Origin of the sequence: Alsobacter sp. KACC 23698, assembly GCF_045348435.1 — a bacterium.
GTDB lineage: Bacteria > Pseudomonadota > Alphaproteobacteria > Rhizobiales > Beijerinckiaceae > Alsobacter.
Map to the genome: position 1 here is coordinate 2,245,551 of NZ_CP157484.1, position 24,332 is coordinate 2,269,882.

Sequence of the window (24,332 nt, forward strand, 5' to 3'; positions counted from 1 at the left end):
CGATGAAACACCTGATGGGAGGCGCGATGGCGGCGCTTCTGGCGCTGGCGCCGATGGCGCTGGCGACGCCCGCCGCCGCGCAGGACAAGAAGACGCTCTCGGTCGGCATCGTCTCCGATCCGGTGACGCTCGATCCGGCACAGATGGCCTCGTTCTTCGAGATCTCGGTCCAGTACAACATCCATGAGCCGCTGGTGCACATGACCCCGGACCTCAAGATCGAGCCGGGGCTCGCCAGCGTCGAGACGCCCGACCCGCTCACCTACAAGTTCACCCTCAAGCCGCAGCTCACCTTCCACGACGGGACGCCGATCGACGCGGCCGCCGCCAAGGCGAATTTCGACCGCATGCTGGACCCGGCGGCGGCCTCTCCGCGCCGCAGCGAGCTCAGCCCCGTGGACTCCGTCGAGGTCACGGGCCCGCTCACCTTCACGGTCAAGCTGAAGACGCCATATGCGCCGTTCCTGCAGGTCCTGGCCAACCGGGCCGGCATGCTGGTCTCGCCCACGGCCGTCAAGGCGATGGGAGCCGACTTCGCCGCCAAGGCGGTGGGCGCCGGACCCTACCGCGTCGTGAGCTGGGCCAAGAACTCCGAGCTCGTGCTGGAGCGTTTCCCCGGCTACTGGCGCGGCCAGCCCGCGATCGAGAAGATCGTGTTCAGGCCCATGGCCGACGAGACCGTGCGAGTGACCAATCTGCGCTCGGGGACCGTGCAACTCGTCGACGCCGTGCCGGCCCAGACGGTCGGCCAGCTCACCCGGGAGGCGAGCCTGACGGTGAAGCAGGCCAATGGGCTGGGCTTCAACGCCTTCTCGTTCAACACGACGAAGCCGCCGTTCAACGATCCGAAGGTCCGCAAGGCCTTCGCCATGGCGATCGACCCCGCGACGATCCTGAAGGCGGTCTATTTCGGAACCGGCGCGCCCGCCTATGGGGCGATCCCCCCGTCCATGGCCTGGGCCTATGACAAGTCCTTCGCGCCCTACAAGGCCGACCCGCAGGCGGCCAAGAAGGCGCTCGCCGACGCCGGCCAGACGAGCCCGGTCCCGGTCGTCATCACGGTGACGAACTCGCCGGTCCAGGTGCGGACGGCCGAGATCCTGCAGGCGCAAGCCAACCAGGCGGGCTTCAAGGTCGAGGTCAAGCAGATCGACGCCACAAGCCTCATCACCGTGCTGCGCCAGAAGGATTTCGACCTGTGCATGTCGCCCTGGTCGGGCCGCTCGGATCCGGACGGCAACATGTACAATTACTTCACCAAGGGCGGGCCGAACAATTTCGCCGGCTATGAGAGCGACAAGGTCACGGACCTCCTCGTGAAGGCGCGCAGCGCCGCTACGCAGGACGAGCGGGCCAAGCTCTACCGCGAGGCCGAGACGCAGATCGCCGCCGACGCGCCGATGCTGTTCCTGACCTTCCCGGCGACCATCCAGGCCTCCGCCGCGTCGCTGGACTGGCTGCAATATCCCGACGGAGCCTTCCGGCTCCAGTTCGCCCGGTTCAAGTAGACCGAGACACGCATGCGCCCGGCCGCTTCCTGGGCCGGGCGCCGACCCCCGATCCATTCTGAGGACCCATGACCGCCAAGACCATCCTGTTGGCCGGCGAGAGCTGGACGTCGACCGCCACCCACATCAAGGGCTGGGACCAGTTTCCCTCCGTCACGCACCATCGCGGCGCGGATCCCTTCATGGCCGCGCTGGCCGACTCCGGCTTCGCCTTCGACTACATGCCCTGCCATGTGGCCGCCGAGAGCTTCCCGTCCACGCCCGAAGCGCTGGACCGTTACGACGCGATCATCCTGTCCGACATCGGCGCGAACACGCTGCTGCTGCCGCCGGAGGTCTGGATCCACTCGCGCCGCTCGCCGAACCGGCTGAAGCTGGTGCGCGACTACGTGGCGCGCGGCGGCGGACTGGTGATGGTGGGCGGCTATCTGAGTTTCCAGGGCATCAACGGCTCGGCCCGCTACCGCGGCACCGCCATCGAGGAGGCGCTGCCCGTCTCGATCCATCCCTATGACGACCGGATCGAGATGCCCGAAGGCGCGCACCCGGTCGCGAACCCGGGCGCGGGCGCGCACCCGGTCCTGCGCAGCCTCAAGGGCGAGTTGCCTTACGTCCTCGGCGTGAACGAGGTGGCGGCCAAGCCCGGCGCGGACGTGCTGCTGAGCCTGCCCGCCGACCAGGGGGGCCACCCCTTGCTGGCCACCGGGACCTTCGGCCAGGGCCGTTCCGCAGCGTGGACGACCGATATCGGCCCGCATTGGCTGCCGAACGAGTTCCTGGCCTGGAGCGGGTTCAGGCCCCTCTGGACGGACCTGCTGGACTGGGTCTGCGGCGGCGCCCGGGCGGCCTGACCGGCGCGCCGGTTAGACAGTCACTCCGAGCAGGCTGGCGTGCGCGCTGGCGATGCGCCAGCCCTCGGGGGTGCGGATGAGCGTCTTGGTCTCCCGCCCCGGCGACGCCTCGCCGTCGCGCTGGTATTCGGTGTTGGCGGTGGCGAAATCAGACCCGTAGGTGGTGATGACGGTGTTCATCAGGGTGCGGGTGAACCGGCCGAGCTTGCCGCTGCGGCGGAAGGCCGAGATCGCCGGCCACCCATAGAGGTTCTCGCCCACCCCGTAGCGCGTCGTCTCCGGCGCGTTCCAAAAGAGCTCTTCCAGGGTCGGCACGTCATTGGCCTGCAGCGCCGCCTCATAGCGCAGGAACACCTCCCGCACCTGCGCCACGATTTCGGGTCGGTTGATCTCCAGCACGCGTTCTCTCCGGTCACAACGGGATGGGGGCGCCCACCGCGACGCCCTTGACCTGGGCGTACACGGCGACGCCCGGCGCAAGCCCAAGATGCTCCCACGACCGCCGTGTGACGCGCGAGAGCAGCCGGGCGCCCGCGCCGTCGTCGCCGAGGCCGAGCACGACCAGCGATTCCTGCGGGCCGAGCGGCCGGGCGTCCAGGATCCGGGCCGGCAGGATGTTGATGATGGTGCTGGCCTCCGCGGGCCGGAGCGCCAGGCTGACGTCGGCGGCCTGCACCCGCAGCCTGCGGCGCTCGCCAGCCGGGGCCGGCGGCCCAGGCGCGACGAAGGAGCCGCCGTCCACGCGCAGCGTCAGCAGCCCGAAGGCGGGATCATAGGCGTGCGTCACCGCGTCCAGGCTCACGGCGGCGTCCCGCCGGGCGGCCAGCGGCAGCGCCGGATCGCTCTGCAGCGCCGCGAGCGGGCCGGCGGCGACGACGCGCCCCGCCTCCAGCAGCACGAGATGGTCGGCGAGGCGCTCCACCTCGGCCATGTCGTGCGTGACATAGACCATCGGCAGGGACAGGCCGGCGTGCAGGCGCTCCAAGAAGGGCAGGATCTCGTCCCTGGCGTTCCGGTCCAGCGCCGACAACGGCTCGTCCATCAGGAGCAGCGAAGGCTGCGAGAGCAGCGCCCGCCCGATCGCCACCCTCTGCCGCTCTCCGCCCGAGAGCGACCGCGAATCGCGCCCGAGCAGCGCCCCGAGGCCCAGGAGGTCCACGACCTCGTCCCAGCCGACGGCCGCCGAGCCCGGACGCGGGGCCGCCCGCTTGGCGCCGAAGAGGAGGTTCTCCTTCACCGACAGATGCGCGAAGAGGCTCGCCTCCTGGAACACGTAGCCGACCGGCCTGCGATGGGTCGGCCTGAAGGTCCGGCCGTCCTGCCAGGCTTCGCCGCCCACCGTGAGCGCGCCCTCGGCCAGGCGATGCAGGCCGGCCATGCAGCGCAGCACGGTCGTCTTGCCGGATCCGGACGGACCGAACAGCGCGGTGACGCCGGAGGAGGGGGCCTCGAAGGCGACATCGAGCGCGAATGCGCCGACGCGCCCGCGAAAGGCGCAGCGGATGGCGGGGTGCGGCGCCCGGGCGTCCATCATGCGCGCGGCCGGGCGAAGCGCTTCTCCGCCAAGGTCATCGCCAGCACCACCGCGAAGGCGAAGCCCGCCATGCCGGCCGCCACGAGATGGGCCTTCCCCCACTGCATGGTCTCGACATAGTCGTAGATGGCCACGGACAGCACCTTCGTGCTGCCGGGAAGCCCGCCGCCGATCATCAGCACGACGCCGAACTCGCCGATGGTGTGGGCGAAGCCCAGCACCGCGCCGGTCAGGAGCCCGGGCCGGGCGAGCGGGACCGCCACGCTCCAGAACGCATCCAGGGGCGACGCCCGCAACGTCGCCGCGACCTCGAGCGGGCGCTCGCCGGCCGCCTCGAAGGCGTTTCGGATCGGCTGCACCACGAACGGCATGGAATAGAGCACCGAGCCGATCACCAGGCCCCCGAACGTGAAGGCGAGGGTCCGCGCGCCCCAGAGCCCGGCGACCCAGCCGCCGGGGCCGTCGGGGCCGAGAAGAACCAGGAGATAGAAGCCCAGCACGGTCGGAGGCAGCACCAGCGGCAGCGCCACCACGGCGGCGACGACCTCTTTCCACCGCGCCGGGGACCGGGCGAGCCACCACGCCAGCGGCGTCCCGATCAGGAGCAGGATCACGGTCGTGACCGTCGCCAGCTCCAAAGTGAGGCGGACCGGTGGCCAGATCTCGGCGGCGAAGCCCTGCATCGCAGCGTCAGTCCTTCGCGGTCTCGTAGCCGTATCTCTCGATCACGGCGCGGGCCTGCGGCCCCCTCAGGAACGCCAGGAAGGCGCGGGCGGCCTCGTTGCCCTCGCCCCTGGCCAGAAGCACCGCGTCCTGACGGATCGGGCGATAGAGCGCCTGGGGCACGAGCCAGCGCGAGCCTTTCGGGCTGTTGGCCACCTGCGACAGCGCCACGAAGCCCAGCTCCGCGTTGCCGGTGTCGACGAACTGGAAGGCCTGCGCGATGCTGGCGCCCTGCACGACCTTGGACTGCACCGCCTCATAGACGCCCAGCGCCTTCATGGTCTCGATGGCGGCCGTCCCATAGGGCGCGGCGGCCGGATTGGCGATGGCGATCCGGGCGAAGGCGCCAGCCCTGAGCGTGGCCTCTCCGGTCACCGCGCCGGGATCGCGGCTCCAGAGCACGAGCTTGCCGATCGCGTAGGTGAACCGGCTCTCGGCCAAGGCGAGGCGGTCCGCGATCGCCCGGGCCGGCCGCTCCTCGTCGGCCGACAGGAACGCCTCGAAGGGCGCGCCCTGCGCGACCTGGGTGAGGAGCTGCGCGGAGGATCCGAAGCTCAGGATGGCCTCGTGACCGGTCGCCTTGGCGAAGGCGGCCGCGATCTCCTGGGCCGCGTCGGTGAAATTCGCCGCCACGGCGACGCGCGTCTGCGCCGCCGAGGCCGGCGCAAGGGCAGCGACCTGCCATCCCGCGAAGGCGAGGGCGCAGGGCAGGACCCTCAGGAGAAGCGCGGCAGCCGCCGCTGCGATCATCGTCATCGGCCGCCTTCGGCGTGGCATCGCGTGTACGAGGTCTCGTATAGAGCCGCCTGCGCCCGGACGCCATCGCCAAGGCCGGACGGAGCCGCGCCGCGCTTGTGCGGACCCGCCGGCCCGGCGAGAGTGGCCGGCGCAGCCGGGGGGCAGCCCCCAAGAACGGGACGGAATGGATGCCGGACGCAAGACTGATCGACCTGACAGCCAACGACGTCGTGGGCCTGCTGAGGGCCGGCGAAGTCTCGCCCCTCGACTGCGTCGACGCTTTGGCGGCCCGGATCGCCGAGGCGGACCCGGCGGTGAACGCGCTTCCCACCCTCTGCCTCGACCGCGCCCGGGACCATGCCCGCCGGCTGCAGGACCGGCCGCCCGGCGAGCGGGGCCTGCTGGCGGGCCTGCCGGTCCCGATCAAGGACCTCACCGAGGTCGCCGGCGTGCGCACCACCTTCGGCTCGCCGATCTATGCCGATTTCGTCCCCTCCGCGAACGACATCATGGTCGACAGGCTGGAGGCGAACGGAGGCGTGGTCTACGCCAAGTCGAACACGCCGGAATTCGGGGCCGGCGGCAACACCTTCAACGAGGTGTTCGGCGCCACGCGCAACCCCTGGAACACGGACCTGTCGGCCGCGGGATCGTCGGGCGGCGCCGCCGTCGCGCTCGCGACCGGCATGGCGTGGGCCGCGCATGGCTCCGACATGGGCGGCAGCCTGCGCAACCCGGCGAGCTTCTGCGGGGTGGTCGGCTTCCGGCCGAGCCCGGGCCGGGTCGCCAGCAATCCGGGTTTCAAGATCGACCGCCTGCTCGGAGTGCAAGGCCCCATGGCCCGCACGGTCGAGGACGCCGCGCTGCTGCTGGACGCCATGACGGGCGAGAGCCCGGCGGATCCGATCTCGCTGCCGCGCACCGAAAGCTTCCTGGCCGCGGCGCGCTCAGGGTGGCGGCCGAAACGGGTCGCCTTCTCGGCCGATCTCGGGATCACGCCCGTCGACCCCGAGGTCGCCGCGATCTGCCGCAAGGCCGCTCTGCGCTTCGCCGACCTGGGCGCCGTCGTCGAGGAGGCCCGCCCCGATCTGTCCGAGGCGCATGACGTCTTCCATGTGCTCCGGGCCATGAGCTTCGCCGTGGCGCACGCCCAGAAGCTGGAGCGCCATCGCGACAAGCTGAAGCCGGAGCTCGCCTGGAACATCGAGCAGGGCCTGGCCTGCACCATGGCGGACGTCGCGAGGGCCGAGCGGGGCCGCGCCGACATGCTGCGGCGGACCAACGCCTTCTTCGACGCCTACGACCTGCTGCTCTGCCCCTCCACCATCGTGGCGGCCTTCCCGGTGGAACAGCGCTATGTGACGGACTGCGCGGGCCATCGTTTCGGCAACTATGTCGCGTGGCTGGCGATCGCCTACGCGATTACGCTGACGACCGCGCCGGCGCTCTCGCTTCCGTGCGGGTTCACGGCCGACGGCCGGCCGGTGGGGTTGCAGATCGTGGCGCGGCCAAGGCGCGACGCCGACGCGCTCGCGGGCGGCAGGGCGCTGGAGCAGGCGCTGGGGCTCGGCCATCGGCCGATCGACCCGCGGCCGCCGGGCGGGGCGGGGACCCGGGCCTAGCCGGCCCGACGGACCTCGACGGACGCATCGGCGCGGCGTCCCGCCGCGACGGCGTTCTCGATCGCGGCTTCGGCCACCTGGGCGAAACGCGAGCACGGGCCGGCGGGGCCGACGCTCTGGCGGCTGACGCGCGCGCCCTCGACCAGGAGGGAGAGCGTATCGGCCAGCATCTCCGGATCGGCCGCTCCGACCTCCCGGCACAGCGAGGCCAGCCGGTCGCGCTGGGACCGCTTGAAATCCTCGATCACCCGGCGCGCCGGATGGTCCTCGTCCGGCAGTTCGATGGCCGCGTTGGCCAGGTCGCAGCCGCGCGCGTCGACCGCCGCGCAGGCCGCGCCGAGATGGACCCACTCGCGCAGGCGGCGCAACGGATCGTCAGGGAAGGCCGCCTCCAGCTCCGCCCATTTGTGGGCCGCCATGTTCGCCTGGTCGCGAAGGCACTCGGCGATGAGCTCGTCCTTGGAGCCGAAATGGCGGTAGAGCGTCATCTTGTTGGTGCCGGCCGCCTCCGCGATGGCGTCGACGCCGATGCCCTTGACGCCGAATTTCCGAAAAAGATCGCGCGCCGTGTCGAGAATGCGATCCCTCGGCCGTCCTTTGACCGGGCAGGTCATGCCCATGACGTGATCCTTGTGGCAAAAACTCTTCCGAGGAGGGGTTGACGAGCATGTTACTGGTCTGTAACTTCCCGCCAACGTTACTTACCGGTAACACCCCTCCCGTGCAGCGTCAAGCGACGTCCGGCCCCGCCCTTGCAGGGGTCGGCCGACGCCGCGACGTCGCCCGGTCCTGGGGATGGACAGCCGCCGGAGAAGCCCGATGACGATGCCCCCCGATCTCACGCTCGATGAACTCCTGAGCGATCCCCTGGTCCGCTCCCTGATGCGGGCGGACGGCGTCGACGCCCAGGCCCTGGCGCGCGACCTGCGCGCCGTCGCCCCGCGCCGGGACCCTCCGGGGCGGGACGAGGCCGCCTGGCGCGGCCTCCGCGCTCTCGCGCAGGATTGCATCCAGTTCAGGGCGGCGCGCGGCGACGCGGCCGACGCCTCGCGTCGGGCGGCCCCGGCCAAGGCCGACCGGCCATGGTGAATTTCTTCATCAGCCGGCCGATCTTCGCCTCCGCCATCGCGGTGGTCATGGTGATGGCCGGGGCCATCTGCTACCTGACCCTGCCGGTCGCCCAGTTTCCCGACATCACGCCGCCGCAGGTGGTGGTGAGCGCGCGCTATCCCGGCGCGGGCGCGCAGGTCGTGGCCGACACGGTCACGACCCCGCTCGAGCAGCAGATCAACGGCGTTGAGGGCATGACCTACATGTCCTCGTCGAGTTCCAACGACGGCAGCGCCACGATCACCATCACCTTCGACGTCGGCTACCCGCTGAGCACGGCCGCGGTAGACGTGCAGAACCGTGTCTCGCAGGCCGCTCCGTCCTTGCCGGCGATCGTCAACCAGTCCGGCGTGACCATCAAGAAGCAGAACCCGAACTTCGTCCTGATCGTCAACCTGACCTCTCCCGACAAGTCGGTCGACCCGGTCGCGCTCAGCAACTACGCCTATCTGCAGATCGTCGATCCGCTGAAGCGCCTGCCGGGCGTCGGCGACGTCCAGATCTTCGGCGAACGGCGCTACTCCATGCGCGTCTGGCTGGACCCGGACAAGCTGGCCAATCTCGGCATCGCGGCGACCGACGTGCAGGCGGCCATCGCCGAGCAGAACGTGCAGGTCGCGGCCGGCAAGATCGGCCAGTCGCCGGCGCCCGCCGGCACCGCCTTCGAGATGCAGGTCAACGCCGTCGGCCGTCTCGCCGACCCGGCGCAGTTCGGCGAGATCGTCGTGCGGTCGGACCCCGCCAGCGGCGCCGCCGTGCGCCTGCGCGACGTCGCCCGGATCGAGCTCGGCGCGCTGCAATACGCCTCCAGCGCCTTTTTCGGCGAGGACCCCACGGTGGTGCTCGCCGTCTACCAGATGCCCGGCTCCAACGCCCTCGACCTGCAGCAGCGGGTGAAGGACAAGATGGAGGAGCTGTCGGGGCGTTTCCCCAAGGGCGTCGCCTACGCCATGCACTACGACACGACGCGGTTCGTCTCCGCCTCGATGCACGACGTGCTGGTGACCTTGGCCGAGGCGCTCGTGCTGGTCGTGGCGGTCGTGTTCGTCTTTCTGCAGAACTGGCGCACCACCATCATCCCGACCATCGCCATCCCGGTCTCGCTGATCGCCACCCTCGTGGTGATGAAGCTGCTGGGCTTCTCCCTCAACATGCTGAGCCTGCTCGGCATGGTGCTGGCCATCGGCCTCGTCGTCGACGACGCCATCGTGGTGGTGGAGAACGTCGAGCGCCAGCTCGAGGCCGGGCTGAAGCCGCTCGCCGCCACCCGCAAGGCCATGAGCGAGGTCACCGGCCCGATCGTCGCCACCACGGCGGTGCTGATGGCCGTGTTCATCCCGGTCGCCTTCATCCCGGGCGTCGCCGGCCGGCTCTACAACCAGTTCGCCCTCACGGTCGCGATCTCGGTGGGCATCTCGGCCTTCAACTCGCTGACTCTCAGCCCGGCGCTCAGCGCCGCCTTCCTGCGCCACCGCCCGCCGACGAGCTTCCCGCCCTTCCGCTGGTTCAACGCCGGCTTCGACAGCATGTCGCACGCCTACGCCAACGGCGTTCGCGCGCTGGTGCGCTGGCGCTGGGCCATGCTGACGCTGTTCGTCGCCGGCCTCGGGGCCACCTACGCCGTGTGGTCGCGCATCCCGTCGACCTTCCTGCCGGTCGAGGACCAGGGCTATTTCTTCGTCGTCGTGCAGCTGCCGGATGGCGCCTCGCTGGAGCGCACCGACGCGGTCGCCCGCAAGGTCCGCGACGAGCTGCAGCGCACGCCCGGCGTCGACATCGTCGGCTCGATCAGCGGCCTCAACTTCCTCACCGGCGCGGCGCAGTCCAACTCGGCCGTGGAGTTCGCCATCCTGAAGCCCTGGGACGAGCGTGGCCCGGACCAGAACGCCTCCAAGATCGTCGCCTCGGTTCGGCCGAAACTCCTCCAGATCCCCGACGCGTTCGCGCTGAGCTTCGACCCGCCCTCCATCCCGGGACTGGGCTCGACGGGCGGCTTCGAGTTCCAGGTCCAGGATCTCACCGGGCGCGGCAGCGCTGCCCTGAACGAGGCCACGCAGGCCCTCATCGCCGAGGCGCGCAAGCAGCCCGAGCTCAACCCGCAGCAGATCTTCACCAGCTTCAGCACCTCGACGCCGCAGTTCAACTACGACCTCGACCGCAACAAGGCGAAGATGATGGGGCTCAACCTGCCCGACATCTTCAACACGCTGCAGATCTATCTCGGATCCCTATACGTGAACGATTTCAATATGTTCGGTCGGACGTTCCGGGTCACCCTGCAGGCCGATCAGGGCGCCCGCGGCTCGGCCGCCGACATCTCGCGCCTCTATGTCCGCAACGGATCGGGCGGCATGGTGCCGCTCAGCACGCTCGGATCGCTGAAGCCGGTGGTCGGGCCCGAGACCGTGCCCCATTACAACAACAACCCCTCGGCGCTGATCAATGGCGGGGCAGCGCCCGGCTTCAGCTCCGGCCAGGCCGTCGCCGCCATGCAGCGTGCGGCGGCGACCGCCCTGCCGCGCGACTTCGGCTACGAGTGGACGGGCATCACCTTCCAGGAGCTCAAGGCCGGCTCCGTCGCCACCCTGGTGTTCGGGCTCGCGATCGTCTTCGTGTTCCTGATCCTGGCGGCCCAGTATGAGAGCTGGTCGATGCCGTTCATGGTGCTCCTGGCCGTGCCGCTCGCGCTCTTCGGCGCGGTCGGGGCGCTGTGGGTGCGCGGCCTGCAGATCGACGTCTACTCGCAGATCGGCTTCGTCATGCTGATCGGCCTGGCGGCGAAGAACGCGATCCTGATCGTGGAGTTCGCCAAGCGCCGGCGCGAGGAGGGCCTCGACATCGTCGAGGCGGCCATGGAGGCCGCCCGCCTGCGGCTGCGGCCCATCCTGATGACCGCCTTCGCGTTCATCCTCGGCGTGGTTCCGTTGATGCTCGCCACCGGCGCCGGGGCCGCCAGCCGCCAGTCGATCGGCACCACGGTGTTCGGCGGCATGGTGGCCGCCACCATCCTGACCCTGGTCTTCACCCCGGTGTTCTACGCCGTCATCGAGCGCGCCCGCGAACGGGGCGCCGCCGAGCCGGCCGTCCCCCATCCCGCCGCGGCTCCCCACGCCGAAGCCGCCGAATAAAGTCCGGAGATCCCCCATGCGCATCGTCAAACTGCTCTTCGGCGTCGGCGTGGCCGCCGCCGCCGTGGTGGCGCTCACGCCTTCGCTGCGCCAGCGGCTGATGCCGTCGGCCGAGCGTCCCGGCGCCGCCGCCGCCGCGCCGGGCGCCTTCGCCATGCCGGTCCCGGTGGCCGAGGTGACGAAGAAGACGCTTCCGGTCCACCTGGACTATCCGGCCCGGACCGAGGCCATCCGGACCGTCGCCCTGCAGGCGAAGGTTTCGGGCTACGTGCTTGAGCAGCTCGCCCCGGACGGCGCCGACGTGAAAGCCGGCGATCTGCTGTACCGGATCGACCCGCGCGACTACGAGGCGGCCCTCGAGCAGGCCAAGGCGCAGCTCCAGCGCGACGTCGCCGGGCTGGACTATTCCAAATCGAATCTCGATCGCGGCGAGGAGCTGGCCAAGCGCGGCTTCCTCGCCAAAGACAGCTACGACCAGCGCACCAGCTCCGTCCGACAGGGCGAGGCCGTGCTGGCCATCGGCCGCGCCGCCATCCGCACGGCCGAGCTGAACCTGGAGCGCACGTCGATCCGGGCGCCCTTCGCCGGGCGGCTCGGCCGCGACCAGGCGCCCACCGGCGCCCTCGTCAGCGCCGGCGGCGCCCCGCTGAACACGCTGGTCCAGCTCGATCCGATCTATGTGACCTTCAACCCCAGCGAAACAGACCTGGCCGCGCTCCAGAAGGCGCAGGCCTTGGGCGCGGTCGAGGCCGACGTGGTGACGCCGGGCCGCGAGACCGCCGCCCACAAGGGCAAGCTCACCTTCCTCGACAATGTCGTGGACCGGGCGACCGGGACCATCACGGCCCGCGCCACGATCCAGAACGACGACCGCATGCTGCTGCCCGGCCAATATGTCCGGATCCGCCTGCGGGTGGGCGAGCAGCCCGACGCGCTCCTCGCCCCGCAGGTCGCCGTGGGGTCGAGCCAGCTCGGCAAGTTCGTCTATGTGGTGGGGGAGGGGAACAAGGCCGAGCAGCGGCTGGTCGCGCTCGGCCAGGTCGACGGCGAGAACGTCTCGCTCCTCAAGGGCGTGTCGGCGGGAGACCGGGTCATCGTCGGCAACCTGCAGAAGATCGGCCCCGGCTCGCCCATCCAGCCGATGCCCGCGCCCGTGAAGGCCGCTTCGGCGATGTGAGTCGGATCGAGCTCAGCGCAGGCCTGGGTCATCGGCGCCAAGGTCGTCGATGATCAGGTCGGGATCGGTCCGCAGCAGCCCCTGGGCGGTGTCCAGCACGATCGAGAGGTGCTGGCGCAGGGTGGCTTCGGCGTCGTCCGGGTCACGCGCCTTCACGGCCTCCAGGATGGCCCTGTGCTGGGCGATGAGCAGGTCGAGCGGCGTCACGTTCGGCAGGCTCAGGAAGCGGATCCGGTCGAACTGGGCCTTCTGCGTCTCGACGATCGACCACAGGTCGCCATAGCCGAGCGTATTGGCGAAGGTCCGGTGGAACGCGTCGTCCGCGTCGGTGAACCGTCCGGGATCGCCCTCGGAAGCCTCCTGCTCGGCGATGGCGCGCTCCAGGACGGCGACCGTGTCCTGGGACACGCCCTGCGAGGCCGCCTCGCGGATGATCGCCAGCTCCAGCGCGCTGCGCACGAAGCGGGCCCGCTTGACCGCCTTGAGCGAGATGCGGGTCACGAACGTCCCGCGCTGCGGCCACACCTCGATGAGCCCGTCGTCGACCAGCCGGACGATCGCCTCGCGGACGGGGGTGCGGCTGGTCATGAAGCGCAGGCCGAGCTCCTTTTCGGAGAGCTGCTCGCCCGGGCGCAGCCGCATGCGGACGATGTCCGACCGGACCGTCTCATAGATGGTTCCGGCGCCCGCCGGGCCTGACCCGGGCCTGTAGAGCAGAGCCTTGTTCCTCTCCAAGGGACCTCCCGCGATGCTGGCGCCGGCGCAGCGGCGTTCTTGACAGCGTCAGGCTAGCATACAAGTATGCCGCGAACCTGTCGACGTACTAGCGTCAAGGTTACGTTTCGAGCGCAGCCGCAGATCCGCGCCGCAAAAAGGGAGGACGATCGATGCCGTCACTGACGAACCGCGCCAACATGCTGGCCGCCGCCTCGTGGCTGGCGCTCGCCCCGCTCGCCGTCCCGGCGATGGCGCAGGACGCCGTTCCGACCAACAGCCCGCGTGTCCAGGCCATCCAGAAATCCGGCGTGCTGCGCGTCGGCGTGCTCGCCAATCCGCCCTGGCTGGTGGAGAACACCACCGGCGGCGGCGAACAGTGGTCCGGCCCCGGATGGACCCTCGCCAAGGAATACGCCAAGCTCCTCGGCGTGAAGCTGCAGCCGGTGCCGGTCTCGCACGAGACGAAGGTCCCGGTGCTCGCCTCCAACCAGGTCGACATGACGATCTCGCCGCTCTCGGTCACGCCCGAGCGGCTTAAGGTGATCGACTTCATCACCTATGCGTCGACGAGCCTGTGCGTCTTCGGCCGGGCCGACAATGCGAAGGTCGCCAACGCCAAGAGCATCGACGACTTCAACAAGGAAGGCGTCGTGGTCGCCTACTACACCGGCGGCGGCGAGGAGCACTGGGTCAAGACCCGCTTCCCGAACGCCACGCTGCGCGGCGTCTCGACCGCCGGCACGGCTGCGCCGGTCGAGGAGATCATGGCCAAGCGCGCCGACGTCACCCCGATCAACCGGATCCCGTGGGTGGCGCTCAACAAGAAGGTCAAGGGCCTCAAGGCCCTGCCGGACGGCAACAATTGCCAGGACAGCAAGGAGATGGGCACCGACATCGGGTCGGCCATCGACAAGAACCAGCCGGAGTTCCTCGCCTGGCTGAAGAGCGTCGAGGCGCGGATGCAGAAGGACCTCACGGCCGAAGAAACCGCCATGATCGAGAAGATGTGACCCTTTACGGTCAGGACCCGTGATCGACGCTGGGCCGCCATGGAGCTGGACTTCTCACCCCTTCTGGACAGCTGGCGCTTCCTGGCGTCAGGCCTCCTGCTGACCATCCTGCTCTCGGTCGCGGCCGTGGCGTGCAGCTTCGCCCTCGGGCTCGCGGTCGGGCTGGGGCGGCTCTACGGGCCCGCATGGCTGCGCATCCCGCTGGTGTTCTACATCGACTCGATGCGCGCCATTCCGGTCTTCGTGGTGCTGGTCTGGATCTATTTCGCGGTTCCCATCCTCACCGGGCACAGCTTCGCGCCGTTCTGGGCGGCCCTGACCGGCATCACGATCCACGTCGCCGCCTATGTGGCGGAGATCGTGCGCGCCGGCCTGACCTCGATCCGCAAGGGCCAGACCCAGGCCGCCCTGGCGCTGGGCATGTCGGGTCCGCAGATCCTCCGCGTCATCCTGCTCCCCCAGGCCATCGTGCGCATGCTGCCGGCCTTCGGCTCGATCGTGTCGGTCACCATCAAGGACACGGCCATCGCGGCCGTCATCGCCGTGCCCGAGCTGATGCGCCAGGCCGAGACCGTGGCGGGCCAGAGCTACCGGCCCATCGAGATCTTCACGACCGTGATGGTGATCTATTTCATCCTGATCTTCCCGGTGACGCGCCTCATCGACCGGTTCTACGGCCGCGTCGCGCATCTGGGCCGGTCATGAGCCTCGATTGGTCGATCGTCTGGACCAGCCGCTGGCTGCTCCTGGAAGGCGCACTGGTCACCATCCTGCTGACGGCGCTGACCATGGCGATCTCGGTGCCTGGCGGTATCGTGCTGGCGCTGATGCGCGGCTCGCGCTTCCGACCCCTGGCCCTGTTCGCGACGGGCTTCGTCGAGCTTTTCCGCAACCTGCCGCTGCTGCTGCTGGTCTATTGGGCGTTTTACGTCATGCCCGTGCTGACGGGGCTCGGCCTTTCGCCCTTCGTGACCGGGCTCGTCGCGCTCTGCCTCAACGTCTCGGCCTACAACTCCGAAACATTCCGATCGGGCATCAACTCCATCCGCAAGGGACAGACCGAGGCGGGGCTGGCGCTCGGCATGAGCAAGGTCCAGGTCTTCCGCGAGATCGTGCTGCCGCAGGCCTGGCGCCGGGTCCTGCCCGTGCTCGCCAGCACCTGGGTGTCGCTGTTCAAGGACACGTCGCTGGTGTCGGTCATCGCCGTCGGCGAACTCGCCCACACCGCCATGCAGATCCGGTCGCAGAGTTTCCGCGTGCTGGAGATGTTGACCGCCATGGCCGGCCTCTACTGGCTGATGGGCTATCCGCAGGCCAAGCTCGTGGACTGGATCCACCGCACATACGGAGCGCGGGAATGACCGCCAGCACCCGCAAGAACGCCGACCAGGCGCCGATGCTCGCCTACCGGGACGTGCGCAAGCGCTACGGGACTTTCACGGCGTTGGCCGGAGTGTCCCTGCACGTCAATCCGGGGGAGGTGGTCTGCCTCATCGGCCCGTCCGGCTCGGGCAAGTCGACGCTGCTGCGCTGCTCGAACGGTCTGGAGACCATCGACGGCGGAGAGGTGCTGTTCGAAGGCAAGCCGCTGCCCAAGAGCGACGGCGAGATGCGGCTCGTTCGCCAGCGCATGGGCATGGTGTTTCAGAACTTCGAGCTCTTCCCGCACAAGACGGCGCTGGAGAATGTCGCGACCGGCCTCATTACTGTGCGCAAGATGAAGGCCGAGGAGGCGAACCGCCGCGCCGAGGCGCTGCTCGCCAAGGTGGGCCTCGCCGACAAGACCGCCAACTATCCCAGCAACCTGTCCGGGGGCCAGCAGCAGCGCGTCGCCATTGCGCGCGCCCTCGCGATGGAGCCCCACGTGATGCTCTTCGACGAGCCCACCTCGGCGCTCGATCCGGAGACGGTCGGCGAGGTGCTCAACGTCATGCGCCAGCTCGCCCGCGAGGGCATGACCATGATCGTGGTGACCCACGAGATGAGCTTCGCCCGCCGCGTGGCCAACTGGGTGGTCGTGTTCGAGAAGGGCGAGGTTCTGGAGGAGGGGCCGCCCTCCCAGATTTTCGACGCCCCGCAAAAGGACCGCACCCGCGATTTCCTCAGCCATCTCGGCTGGGACGGCTGATCCGTCCCGCCGCGGCGCGGCGAGCGGCCGGCGTCACGCGTCCGGCGTGAAGTCCGGCGAGACCGGGATCGCCATCTTTCCTTCGATGGGCGTCGCGGCCGCGCCTTGCGTTGCGATCGCGTGCAGCACGAGCTTGGCGGCGAAGAAGCGGAAGCGCAGGCCGCCGCCATGCCCATCGCCTCCGAAACCGCCCCCGTGGCCCATCGGCGGTCCATGCGGGCGGGGTCCGCTGATGCGCTCGCGCGTCACCACCGCGAACGGGACCGAGGCGGCGAAGAGCAGCCGCGCGCCGGCCCCGTCCCGGCGCAGGATGTCGAACCGTACAGAGGCTCCGCCCGCGCCCATCTCCAGGGTCAAGGCCCCGATCTCCAGGCGTCCGGAGACGTGGACAGGTTCGTGCGCCTGCAGAAGGAGCCCACAGAACAGCCACGCGCCGCCGTCGCCTCGGATCCAGAGGCGACCCAGCCGGGTCTCGTCGGAGTTGCGCCGGCTTTCGATCCCCAGCGCCAGCAGGGCCGCCCGATAGGCGTCGTCGCCGTTCTCCTGTCCGGCCAGTCGCCCGGTCGGCGAAAGGACGGCGAGATCCTCGACGCGGGGAGGGGGACGCCGGACGGGGCGCCCCGCGACGACGAAGCCGAGGCCTTCGAGCAGATCCTCGGGCGCCGGCCCGCCCGCGGCGCTCATCTCCGCGTCCGCAAAAGCAGGCTGTCGAGAGCAGCCGGAAGCCAGACATGGTCCAAGACGCCGGCTTGGGCGAGAGCATCCTTGAGAGTCGTGGCCATGTCGACCTCCGCTCGGTCGGGTCCTCGATGTCGCATCGCCGCGCCGTCGCGCGCAGGGGTGAAGGAGAGCGCACGGCTGGAGCGTGACCGCGCATCCAGGATCATAGGCCTGCCCAGGCTCAGGCGTGTGAAGAGGTTCACATAGGCCCCTCTTTCGGAGCCCAGGTCCTTTCGGCGCCAAGGTCCTTTCGGCGCTCAGGTCCTTTCGGCGCCGAAGCGGGCGCCGAGCTTGCGCTTCCGGACGCAACGCGCGTCGGCCCGTTCGGGTCGGAACCCGGTCGGGGGATGCAAGGTTGTCACGCCCGAATGACGATCGGCTCGCCAGGGCAGGGGCCCGAGACCGGGGAGGGGGACAGCATGGACAACGATCTCGAAGTCCGCATTCGCGAGCGAGCCTACGAGCTCTGGACCCAGGAGGGCCGCCCGCACGGGCGCGAGCGGGATCACTGGGACCAGGCCCGGCGCGAGCTCACCACGCCGGGAGGCGACGCGGTCGCGGCGACCGAAGCGAAGCGGGAATCCGCCGTGGCGGAGCAGGCCGCCGGCCGCGGCCGCAAACGCGCCAAGGCGCCGGGCTCGACGCCCGCCGAGGCGGCCGCCACCGTGAAAACCAAGCGCTGAACGCCGTCAGGGCGCGGGCGTGGCGCTCGGCTCGCCGGGCGCCGCGACGATCTCGAGCGTGGGCTTGCTGAAGGGGAGGAGCGGCACGCCCGCCTCCTCCAGGACGCGCCTGATCTCGTCGCCGCGACGGTCCAGGACGCCCTGAATCTCTCGCCGCGCCTCCAGATCGCTGCGCCGGACTCCCATTGCGATTTCAAAGGTGAAGCGCAGCGGCGCGAACCGGGCTTCCTCCGGGATGGCGCTCACCCGCAGGGGAACGCCTGAGCCCCGCGCCGTGGGGCCAGCCAGCGGGCCCCACGCGATGGCTACGTCGACGTCGCCCCGCGCCACCGCCTCGATCAGGCGCTGCGGCGGGGCGTTCTGGCTGTAGTCGCCATAGATCGGGTATCCCACCACGTTGCCGATCACGCCCAGCTGCGCCAGCGCATGGGCGGGCGGCGGGTTGGCGCCTCCGTCGCCGATGAGGTGGACGCCGATCCTGAGCGTCTTCAGGCGCGGATCGTCGAGCGAGGCGAGGTCGAGCTGGCGGTCCGCCCGCGTCACGAAGACGTAGCTCGAGCGATAATAGGGCCGCGTCCGCAGCGCCAGGTCGAAGCGGTGCGCCGGGACGCCGATCACCACGTCGCAGGCGCCCGCCATCAGCGTATTGCGCATGAAACCGCGCCGTTGCGCCCACCAGGCGTATTCCAGGGGACGCCCGAGATCCGCGGCGACGATGCGCGCGATGGCGTTCTCGAAGCCCGAGCCGTCCGCATGCGAGAAGGGGAGGTTGTTGGGGTCCGCGCACACCCGCAAGGCCGGCGTCTGCGCCACCGGCGCGCTTGCCGAGAACAGGGCGACGAACGCCAGCGAAATGATTCCCAGGACCAGGGCGGGACGCTGGGCCGGCATGGCGCATCCTCAAGTGCGGCGTCGAAGCCGGATGGGCTCCGACGGCCTGTCTTGCAACGCCGAAATCGCCAGCCGCGTTGCATCAGGGGCGCACTTTGCTCTCGCGGAGCCCCGCGAGGGGTTGCCTGGCCGGCGTCGCTGGAGAGAATGGGCGACCACAGACCGCGTCGCCCCCGGACCGGGAAACCATGTCAGTCCGCCACTCCACCCTGATCACCCCGGCCTCGAGCGACGCGGATATGGACGCCGTCCGCGCGCTGTTTGGCGAGTACATCGCCAGCCTCGGCGTGGATCTCGCCTTCCAGGGCGTCGAAGCCGAGCTGGCCGGCCTGCCCGGCCCCTACGCCCCGCCGCGCGGCGCGCTCCTGATCGCCCGCACCGGCGAGGGCGAGCCCGTGGGCTGCGTCGGCTTGCGGCCGTTGCGGGAGCAGGGGGTCTGCGAGATCAAGCGGCTCTATGTTCGGCCCCAGGCGCGCGGCCAGGACCTTGGCCGACGCCTGGCGCTGGCCGTCATCGCAGCCGCGCGCGCCGCCGGCTTCGCCCGCATGCGGCTGGACACGCTGGCGCCGATGCGCTCCGCCCAGGCGCTCTACGCCTCGCTGGGCTTCCAGCCCACGCCCGCCTATTACGACAACCCGCTGCCCGGAACCCAATACATGGCGCTGGATCTGGACGGGACGCTCCAGTCCTCGTAAGTCCGGGGCGACCCGGAGGCAGCCTCGCACCATCGCCTCCGCCACACGGAACACGCCATGAGCCGCCTCGTCTTCGTCCTGAACGGTCCCAACCTGAACCTGCTCGGAAAGCGCCAGCCGCATATTTACGGGCATGAAACCCTGGCCGACGTCGAAGCCGAGTGCCGGACCCTCGCCGCGGAGCTGCGGCTCGACATCGCCTTTCGCCAGAGCAACCGCGAATACGAGATCATCGACTGGATCCACGAGGCGCGCGAGACGGCGGTCGGCATCGTCATCAACCCGGCCGCCTTCACGCACACCTCGGTGGCGATCCTGGACGCGCTGAACGCCTTCGAGGGCCCGGTGATCGAGGTGCACATCTCCAACGTGCACAAGCGCGAGGCCTTCCGGCATCACTCCTACGTTTCGCTGCGCGCCGATGGCGTGATCGCCGGCCTGGGCACGCAGGGCTACCTTCTCGGCCTTCAGCGCATCGCCCGGCTCACCGCCGACGAGCCGGCGTGACGCCGCCATGATCGACGGCGCCACGATCCTGATCGCCCATATCGGCTACCCGACGACGACCTTCAAGTCGCCGCTGATCTACAACCCCTATTTCGAGAGCATCGGCTTCAACGCCGTCGTGGTCCCGATGGGGGTGCAGGCCCCGGACTATGCGGCCTTCCTGCCGCAGATCTTCCGGCTCACGAACATCCGCGGCGCGCTGATCACGATGCCCCACAAGGTCGCCACGCTGGACCTGGTGGACGAGGTATCGACGACGGCCAGGATCGCCGGATCCTGCAACGCCGTCCTGCTGCGGCCCGACGGCACGCTGGTCGCCGACATGTTCGACGGCGAAGGCTTCGTGCGCGGCGTGCTTCGCAAGGGCCGCCAACTCGCGGGCGCCAGGGCCCTCGTGGTCGGCAGCGGCGGCGTCGGCTCGGCCATCGCGGCCTCTCTGGCGGGGGCTGGCGTGGCCGAGCTCGGGGTCTTCGACGTCCACGCGCCCTCGGCCGAAGCCCTGGCGGCGCGCCTGCGCGCCCATTATCCCAAGCTCGCGCTCCATGTCGGGTCGCGGGATCCCGCAGGCTACGACGTGGTGGTGAACGCCACGCCCATCGGCATGAATGACGGCGATCCGCTGCCCATGGACGTGGACCGCATCGCGCCCGGCGCCTTCGTCGGCGAAGTCGTGCTGAAGCAGGAGTTCACGCCCTTCCTGCAGGCCGCGAAGGCCAAGGGCTGCGCGGTCCAGGTCGGGACCGACATGCTGTTTGAACAGATCCCCGCCTATTTGGAGTTCTTCGGCTTTCCTGCCACGACGGCAGACGAACTGCGTCGGGTCGCCCGGCTCGGCTGACCGGCCGCGATGGCGAGATCGCCTTGATCGCGGCGCAGCCAGCCATGACCGACCACGCGCACCTGCTTAAGGAGCGCGCGGACCGCCAGCCTTCCGGCCATGTGAACCGTCGGCGAAACAACGCTACAGGGCCGAACGGTATTGCTCGTCTTCGACCTGCTCCAGCCAGTCGACAGCCTTGCCGTCGAGCTGCTCCGCGATGGCGACGTGGCTCATGCCCGTCGTGGTCGTGGCGCCGTGCCAATGCTTCTCGCCGGGTGGGAACCACACCACGTCGCCCGGCCGGATCTCCTCGACCGGGCCACCCTCGCGCTGAGCCCAGCCGAGGCCGGAGAGAACGATCAGGGTCTGCCCCAGAGGATGGGTGTGCCAGGCGGTCCGCGCGCCGGGCTCGAAGGTCACGATCGCGCCGCCAACGCGGGCGGCGTCGGCGCCCTGGAAGGGCATGTCGATCCGCACCGCGCCAGTGAAGGTGTCAGCCGGGCCCTTGGCCGAGGGCTGCGTGCCGTTTCGTGCGATGTCCATGGTCGTGCTCTGTCGTTGTCGGGGGATGGGCTGGACCGTCCGCAGGTTCTGCGGGCGATCCAGGTTGCAGGAGCCTGTCAGCGGCTCACGCGTGCGGCGAGGTGGGGCGGATAGCGGTCGCCGTGCACCGGGATGGCGGCGAGCGCCTCGGCGATGCGGGTGAGGTCGGCCGGGGTCAGGTCCACGTCCGCGGCCCCAATGTTTTCCTCCAGCCGATGCAGCTTGGTGGTGCCGGGGATCGGCACGATCCAGGGCTTCTGCGCGAGCAGCCAGGCGAGCGCGATCTGAGCGGGCGTGACGCCGTTCGCCGCGGCGATGGCGCCGATCGTCGTCACGAGGCCCTGGTTCGCCTTGCGGTTCTCGACCGAGAAGCGCGGGACGATGTTGCGGAAGTCGCTCCTGTCGAAGGACGTCGCGTCGCTGATCGCGCCAGTCAGAAAGCCCTTGCCGAGCGGGCTGAACGGCACGAAGCCGATGCCGAGCTCCTCAAGCGTGGGGAGGATCTCCTTCTCGGGCTCGCGCCACCAGAGCGAGTACTCGCTCTGCAAGGCCGCCACGGGCTGCACCGCATGGGCGCGGCGGATCGTCTGCGCCCCGGCCTCCGACAGGCCGAAATGCTTGACCTTGCCCTCGCGGATCAGGTCCCGCACCGCGCCGGCGACGTCCTCGATCGGTACGTCGGGATCGACGCGGTGCTGGTAGAAGAGGTCGATGCGGTCGGTGCGAAGCCGCTTCAGCGCGGCGTCCGCGACGTCGCGGATGTGGGCGGGACGGCTATCCATGCCGCTCTGGCCGCCCGTGCCGTCGAACCTGAAGCCGAACTTTGTGGCGATGACGACCTGGTCGCGCACGGGCGCGAGCGCTTCGCCGACGACCTCCTCGTTCACGTAGGGACCGTAGGCCTCGGCCGTGTCGAAGAAGGTGACGCCCCGCTCGTGGGCGGCGCGGATCAGCGCGATGGCCTCGGTTCGGTCCGTCGCCGGGCCGTATCCGTAGCTGAGGCCCATGCAGCCAAGCCCAAGGGCGGAGACTTCGGGGCCGTTCCGGCCCAGGGTGCGCGTCTTCATGGTTTTCCTCCTCTGCAGGGAAGCGGATCGAATTCTCGCGTCGTCAGCGAGGGCTGGCAGGTCCGGCGTTGTGCCTGGAGCCTCGGGATGACGACAATCTAGGAGGAGCGGTCTCGCGCGATTAGCCGAAGAATATGTCTTGGGTCTATGCTCGCCATTCATGAGTGCAGACCTCGCTCAAGCGAGGCGGATCCGCGGAGACCAGGATGCATCGGGACGAACTGGGCGACCTCGCGGCGTTCCTGGCCGTGGCCGACGAGCGCAGCTTCACCCGGGCGGCCGCAAAGCTCGGCACGTCGCAATCGGCGCTGAGCCATACGCTGCGTCGGCTGGAGGAGCGGCTCGGGATACGCCTACTGACGCGCACGACCCGAAGCGTGTCGCCGACGGATGCCGGAGAGCAGCTCATCGCGGGCCTTCGCCCGGCTCTGGAGGAGATCGACGCCCGGATCGCCTCGCTCAGCGCGCTGCGGGAGAAGCCGGCGGGGTCCATCCGCATCAACACGAGCTGGCATGCGGCCGAGACGATCCTCTGGCCGGCCATCGAGCGCCTGCTGCCGGACTACCCCGACATCCGGTTCGAGCTAACCCAGGACCAGGCCCTCACCGACATCGTGGCCGGGCGCTTCGACGCGGGGGTGCGCCTGGGCGAGCGGGTCGAGAAGGACATGATCGCGGTGCGCATCGGGCCCGACCTGCGCATGGCGGTCGTCGGCGCGCCGTCCTATCTGGAGGCCCACGGCCGCCCGACGACGCCGCACGACCTGACCCGTCACGCCTGCATCAACCTGCGCCTGGAGACGCAGGGTGGGCTTTATGCCTGGGAGTTCGAGAGGGACGGCCGCGAGTTGAACGTGCGGGTCGACGGCCCGCTCGTCTTCAACGCGGTTCCGCTGATCATGAAGGCGGCCTTGGCGGGCTTCGGGTTGGCGTTCGTAATCGAAGCGCAAGCCGAGGACGAGATCGCCGAGGGGCGGCTCGTCCGTGTGCTGGAGGACTGGTGCCCGCCCTTTGCCGGGTATCACCTGTACTATCCCAGCCGCCGCCAACTCTCGCCCGCCTTCACCGTGTTGGTGAATGCGCTCCGGTACCGGAGCTGACAGGTTCGCCGCATGAGAGCAGCCCTCCGCATTGATGGACCGGCATCATAGGCCCGTGCCGAATGCGTGAGCTAAGAGTCCGCCTTGGGTCGGAAATCCGCGTTCACGCGCGTCCGCTCCGCGGCGCAAGCGCATCTCGGCCGCGGTCGGTGAACTCGGGCGGCTGGGCCATCCAGGTCATGAATGGCTCGCTATGCCTCGTCGGCGACGCCATTTCGGAGGACGCCGAGCCGATCCAACTCCACCTCCACCACGTCACCCGGCTTCATCCAGAGCGGCGGCGTGCGCTTGGCGCCGACGCCGCCGGGCGTTCCTGTGGCGATCACGTCGCCGGGCTCCAGGCGCGTGAAGGTCGAGCAGTAGGCGATCTGCGTCGGAATATCGAAGATCATCTGGTCGATCGTCGCGTCCTGGACGACCTGGCCGTTAAGGCGCGTCTGCAGGCGCAAGGACCCGAGCTCGCCGAGTTCGTCCGGGGTCATCATCCAGGGGCCAAAAGCGCCGGTTTTGGGAAAGTTCTTGCCGGGCGTGAACTGGTGGGTGTGGCGCTGGAAGTCGCGCACGCTGCCCTCGTTGTAGAGCGAATAGCCGGCGATGTGGTCCCAGGCGTTCTCCTTGGAGATGTAACGGCCCGGCTTCCCGATCACGATGGCGAGTTCACCCTCGAAATCGAGATGGGTCGACACCTTCGGGCGGATGATGTCGGCAAGGTGAGCCGTCTGGCTGTTGGCGAAGCGTCCGAAAACCGTCGGGTTCTCGACCACGTCGCGGCCGGTCTCCTTGCGGTGCATCTCATAGTTCAGCCCGATGCAAAGGATCTTGTCCGCGTTAGGGATGACGGGCAGCCATTCGATGGTCGACAACGGGATCCGGGCGCCCTGCGCGGCGCGTGCGGCCGCTTGTTCGAGAAGGCCCGCCGCAATGGCGGTCTTCAGGTCCGGCGCCTGGGCGCCGAACACGGCGCCGAGATCGACGACATCGTCGCCGTCCACGAGACCCCAGCTGGCTTTGCCGCCTGTCTTGAAGCTCACGAATCGCATGGTCTGCTGCCTTCCGAATA

At 69.7% G+C, this 24,332-nt stretch carries 26 protein-coding genes; 15 read left to right on the forward strand and 11 right to left on the reverse strand.

What is annotated here, in order from left to right; genetic code table 11:
- The first annotated feature begins 2 nt into the window (after positions 1 to 2).
- Positions 3 to 1,508, forward strand: a complete 1,506-nt coding sequence (locus tag ABEG18_RS10435) for an ABC transporter substrate-binding protein (RefSeq protein WP_406857996.1) — start codon at positions 3 to 5, stop codon at positions 1,506 to 1,508.
- Between the two features lie 68 nt (positions 1,509 to 1,576).
- On the forward strand, positions 1,577 to 2,359 hold the full coding sequence (locus ABEG18_RS10440) for a glutamine amidotransferase (RefSeq protein ID WP_406857997.1): 783 nt from the start codon (positions 1,577 to 1,579) through the stop codon (positions 2,357 to 2,359).
- A gap of 12 nt (positions 2,360 to 2,371) precedes the next feature.
- Here the strand turns inward: ABEG18_RS10440 and hpxZ are convergent, their stop codons facing one another.
- Genes hpxZ through modA form a run of 4 tightly spaced genes read right to left on the reverse strand, consistent with a single transcriptional unit; the run spans position 2,372 to position 5,336 of the window.
- Entirely contained in the window at positions 2,372 to 2,758 is a 387-nt protein-coding gene (gene hpxZ / locus ABEG18_RS10445) for an oxalurate catabolism protein HpxZ (RefSeq protein ID WP_406857998.1), read from the reverse strand.
- 13 nt (positions 2,759 to 2,771) lie between these two features.
- Positions 2,772 to 3,890 carry a molybdenum ABC transporter ATP-binding protein gene (gene modC / locus ABEG18_RS10450; RefSeq protein ID WP_406858584.1) on the reverse strand — a complete coding sequence of 373 codons (1,119 nt, stop codon included), beginning with the start codon at positions 3,888 to 3,890 and terminating at the stop codon, positions 2,772 to 2,774.
- Positions 3,890 to 4,576, reverse strand: a complete 687-nt coding sequence (gene modB, locus ABEG18_RS10455; RefSeq protein WP_406857999.1) for a molybdate ABC transporter permease subunit — start codon at positions 4,574 to 4,576, stop codon at positions 3,890 to 3,892. Before modB ends, modC begins: the two co-directional genes overlap by 1 nt.
- Positions 4,577 to 4,583: 7 nt before the next feature.
- Positions 4,584 to 5,336, reverse strand: coding sequence for a molybdate ABC transporter substrate-binding protein (gene modA, locus ABEG18_RS10460; RefSeq protein WP_406858585.1), 753 nt, complete (start codon positions 5,334 to 5,336; stop codon positions 4,584 to 4,586).
- Positions 5,337 to 5,542: 206 nt separating this feature from the next.
- Between modA and ABEG18_RS10465 the strand changes: the two genes are divergently transcribed.
- Complete coding sequence (locus ABEG18_RS10465) at positions 5,543 to 6,976, forward strand: amidase (protein WP_406858000.1); 1,434 nt, start codon at positions 5,543 to 5,545, stop codon at positions 6,974 to 6,976.
- Here ABEG18_RS10465 and ABEG18_RS10470 read toward each other — a convergent pair.
- Positions 6,973 to 7,596, reverse strand: a complete 624-nt coding sequence (locus ABEG18_RS10470; protein WP_406858001.1) for a TetR/AcrR family transcriptional regulator — start codon at positions 7,594 to 7,596, stop codon at positions 6,973 to 6,975. The two genes, ABEG18_RS10465 and ABEG18_RS10470, sit on opposite strands and share 4 nt — an antisense overlap.
- Before the next feature lie 199 nt (positions 7,597 to 7,795).
- On the opposite strand from ABEG18_RS10470, the gene ABEG18_RS10475 reads away from it, so the two are divergent.
- The 3 genes from ABEG18_RS10475 to ABEG18_RS10485 are packed head-to-tail and all read left to right on the forward strand — an operon-like array spanning position 7,796 to position 12,391.
- The gene (locus ABEG18_RS10475) at positions 7,796 to 8,065 is read left to right on the forward strand and encodes a hypothetical protein (protein WP_406858002.1); all 270 of its coding nucleotides are present in this window, start codon (positions 7,796 to 7,798) and stop codon (positions 8,063 to 8,065) included.
- Positions 8,059 to 11,214, forward strand: coding sequence for an efflux RND transporter permease subunit (locus tag ABEG18_RS10480; protein ID WP_406858003.1), 3,156 nt, complete (start codon positions 8,059 to 8,061; stop codon positions 11,212 to 11,214). Before ABEG18_RS10475 ends, ABEG18_RS10480 begins: the two co-directional genes overlap by 7 nt.
- Before the next feature lie 16 nt (positions 11,215 to 11,230).
- Positions 11,231 to 12,391, forward strand: a complete 1,161-nt coding sequence (locus ABEG18_RS10485; protein ID WP_406858004.1) for an efflux RND transporter periplasmic adaptor subunit — start codon at positions 11,231 to 11,233, stop codon at positions 12,389 to 12,391.
- A 12-nt stretch (positions 12,392 to 12,403) separates the two neighbouring features.
- Here ABEG18_RS10485 and ABEG18_RS10490 read toward each other — a convergent pair whose 3' ends face one another.
- Complete coding sequence (locus ABEG18_RS10490) at positions 12,404 to 13,126, reverse strand: GntR family transcriptional regulator (RefSeq protein WP_406858005.1); 723 nt, start codon at positions 13,124 to 13,126, stop codon at positions 12,404 to 12,406.
- Between the two features lie 152 nt (positions 13,127 to 13,278).
- On the opposite strand from ABEG18_RS10490, the gene ABEG18_RS10495 reads away from it, so the two are divergent.
- From ABEG18_RS10495 to ABEG18_RS10510, 4 genes are read left to right on the forward strand one after another with little or no spacing between them, the layout of a single operon-like run.
- On the forward strand, positions 13,279 to 14,118 hold the full coding sequence (locus ABEG18_RS10495; protein ID WP_406858006.1) for a substrate-binding periplasmic protein: 840 nt from the start codon (positions 13,279 to 13,281) through the stop codon (positions 14,116 to 14,118).
- 39 nt (positions 14,119 to 14,157) lie between these two features.
- Positions 14,158 to 14,823, forward strand: coding sequence for an amino acid ABC transporter permease (locus ABEG18_RS10500; protein WP_406858007.1), 666 nt, complete (start codon positions 14,158 to 14,160; stop codon positions 14,821 to 14,823).
- Positions 14,820 to 15,479, forward strand: coding sequence for an amino acid ABC transporter permease (locus ABEG18_RS10505; protein WP_406858008.1), 660 nt, complete (start codon positions 14,820 to 14,822; stop codon positions 15,477 to 15,479). Before ABEG18_RS10500 ends, ABEG18_RS10505 begins: the two co-directional genes overlap by 4 nt.
- Positions 15,480 to 15,514: 35 nt before the next feature.
- Positions 15,515 to 16,246, forward strand: a complete 732-nt coding sequence (locus ABEG18_RS10510) for an amino acid ABC transporter ATP-binding protein (RefSeq protein WP_406858586.1) — start codon at positions 15,515 to 15,517, stop codon at positions 16,244 to 16,246.
- A gap of 33 nt (positions 16,247 to 16,279) precedes the next feature.
- On the opposite strand, the gene ABEG18_RS10515 is transcribed toward ABEG18_RS10510, so the two are convergent.
- Positions 16,280 to 16,930 (reverse strand): hypothetical protein, encoded by a 651-nt coding sequence (locus ABEG18_RS10515; protein ID WP_406858009.1) that lies wholly within the window; start codon positions 16,928 to 16,930, stop codon positions 16,280 to 16,282.
- Between the two features lie 455 nt (positions 16,931 to 17,385).
- Here ABEG18_RS10515 and ABEG18_RS10520 point away from each other — a divergent pair, with 455 nt between their 5' ends.
- Positions 17,386 to 17,649 carry a DUF2934 domain-containing protein gene (locus ABEG18_RS10520; protein ID WP_406858010.1) on the forward strand — a complete coding sequence of 88 codons (264 nt, stop codon included), beginning with the start codon at positions 17,386 to 17,388 and terminating at the stop codon, positions 17,647 to 17,649.
- A 6-nt stretch (positions 17,650 to 17,655) separates the two neighbouring features.
- On the opposite strand, the gene ABEG18_RS10525 is transcribed toward ABEG18_RS10520, so the two are convergent.
- Positions 17,656 to 18,540 (reverse strand): substrate-binding domain-containing protein, encoded by an 885-nt coding sequence (locus ABEG18_RS10525; protein ID WP_406858011.1) that lies wholly within the window; start codon positions 18,538 to 18,540, stop codon positions 17,656 to 17,658.
- A gap of 188 nt (positions 18,541 to 18,728) precedes the next feature.
- On the opposite strand from ABEG18_RS10525, the gene ABEG18_RS10530 reads away from it, so the two are divergent.
- Genes ABEG18_RS10530 through ABEG18_RS10540 form a run of 3 tightly spaced genes read left to right on the forward strand, consistent with a single transcriptional unit; the run spans position 18,729 to position 20,580 of the window.
- Positions 18,729 to 19,235 carry a GNAT family N-acetyltransferase gene (locus tag ABEG18_RS10530; protein ID WP_406858012.1) on the forward strand — a complete coding sequence of 169 codons (507 nt, stop codon included), beginning with the start codon at positions 18,729 to 18,731 and terminating at the stop codon, positions 19,233 to 19,235.
- A gap of 57 nt (positions 19,236 to 19,292) precedes the next feature.
- Positions 19,293 to 19,742 carry a type II 3-dehydroquinate dehydratase gene (aroQ, locus tag ABEG18_RS10535; RefSeq protein ID WP_406858013.1) on the forward strand — a complete coding sequence of 150 codons (450 nt, stop codon included), beginning with the start codon at positions 19,293 to 19,295 and terminating at the stop codon, positions 19,740 to 19,742.
- A 7-nt stretch (positions 19,743 to 19,749) separates the two neighbouring features.
- Positions 19,750 to 20,580, forward strand: a complete 831-nt coding sequence (locus tag ABEG18_RS10540; RefSeq protein ID WP_406858014.1) for a shikimate dehydrogenase family protein — start codon at positions 19,750 to 19,752, stop codon at positions 20,578 to 20,580.
- Positions 20,581 to 20,703: 123 nt separating this feature from the next.
- Here the strand turns inward: ABEG18_RS10540 and ABEG18_RS10545 are convergent, their stop codons facing one another.
- On the reverse strand, positions 20,704 to 21,105 hold the full coding sequence (locus tag ABEG18_RS10545; RefSeq protein ID WP_406858015.1) for a cupin domain-containing protein: 402 nt from the start codon (positions 21,103 to 21,105) through the stop codon (positions 20,704 to 20,706).
- A 77-nt stretch (positions 21,106 to 21,182) separates the two neighbouring features.
- The gene (locus ABEG18_RS10550) at positions 21,183 to 22,172 is read right to left on the reverse strand and encodes an aldo/keto reductase (protein ID WP_406858016.1); all 990 of its coding nucleotides are present in this window, start codon (positions 22,170 to 22,172) and stop codon (positions 21,183 to 21,185) included.
- 206 nt (positions 22,173 to 22,378) lie between these two features.
- On the opposite strand from ABEG18_RS10550, the gene ABEG18_RS10555 reads away from it, so the two are divergent.
- Positions 22,379 to 23,272, forward strand: coding sequence for a LysR family transcriptional regulator (locus ABEG18_RS10555; RefSeq protein WP_406858017.1), 894 nt, complete (start codon positions 22,379 to 22,381; stop codon positions 23,270 to 23,272).
- A 191-nt stretch (positions 23,273 to 23,463) separates the two neighbouring features.
- On the opposite strand, the gene ABEG18_RS10560 is transcribed toward ABEG18_RS10555, so the two are convergent.
- Positions 23,464 to 24,312, reverse strand: coding sequence for a fumarylacetoacetate hydrolase family protein (locus ABEG18_RS10560; RefSeq protein ID WP_406858018.1), 849 nt, complete (start codon positions 24,310 to 24,312; stop codon positions 23,464 to 23,466).
- Positions 24,313 to 24,332 lie beyond the last annotated feature (20 nt).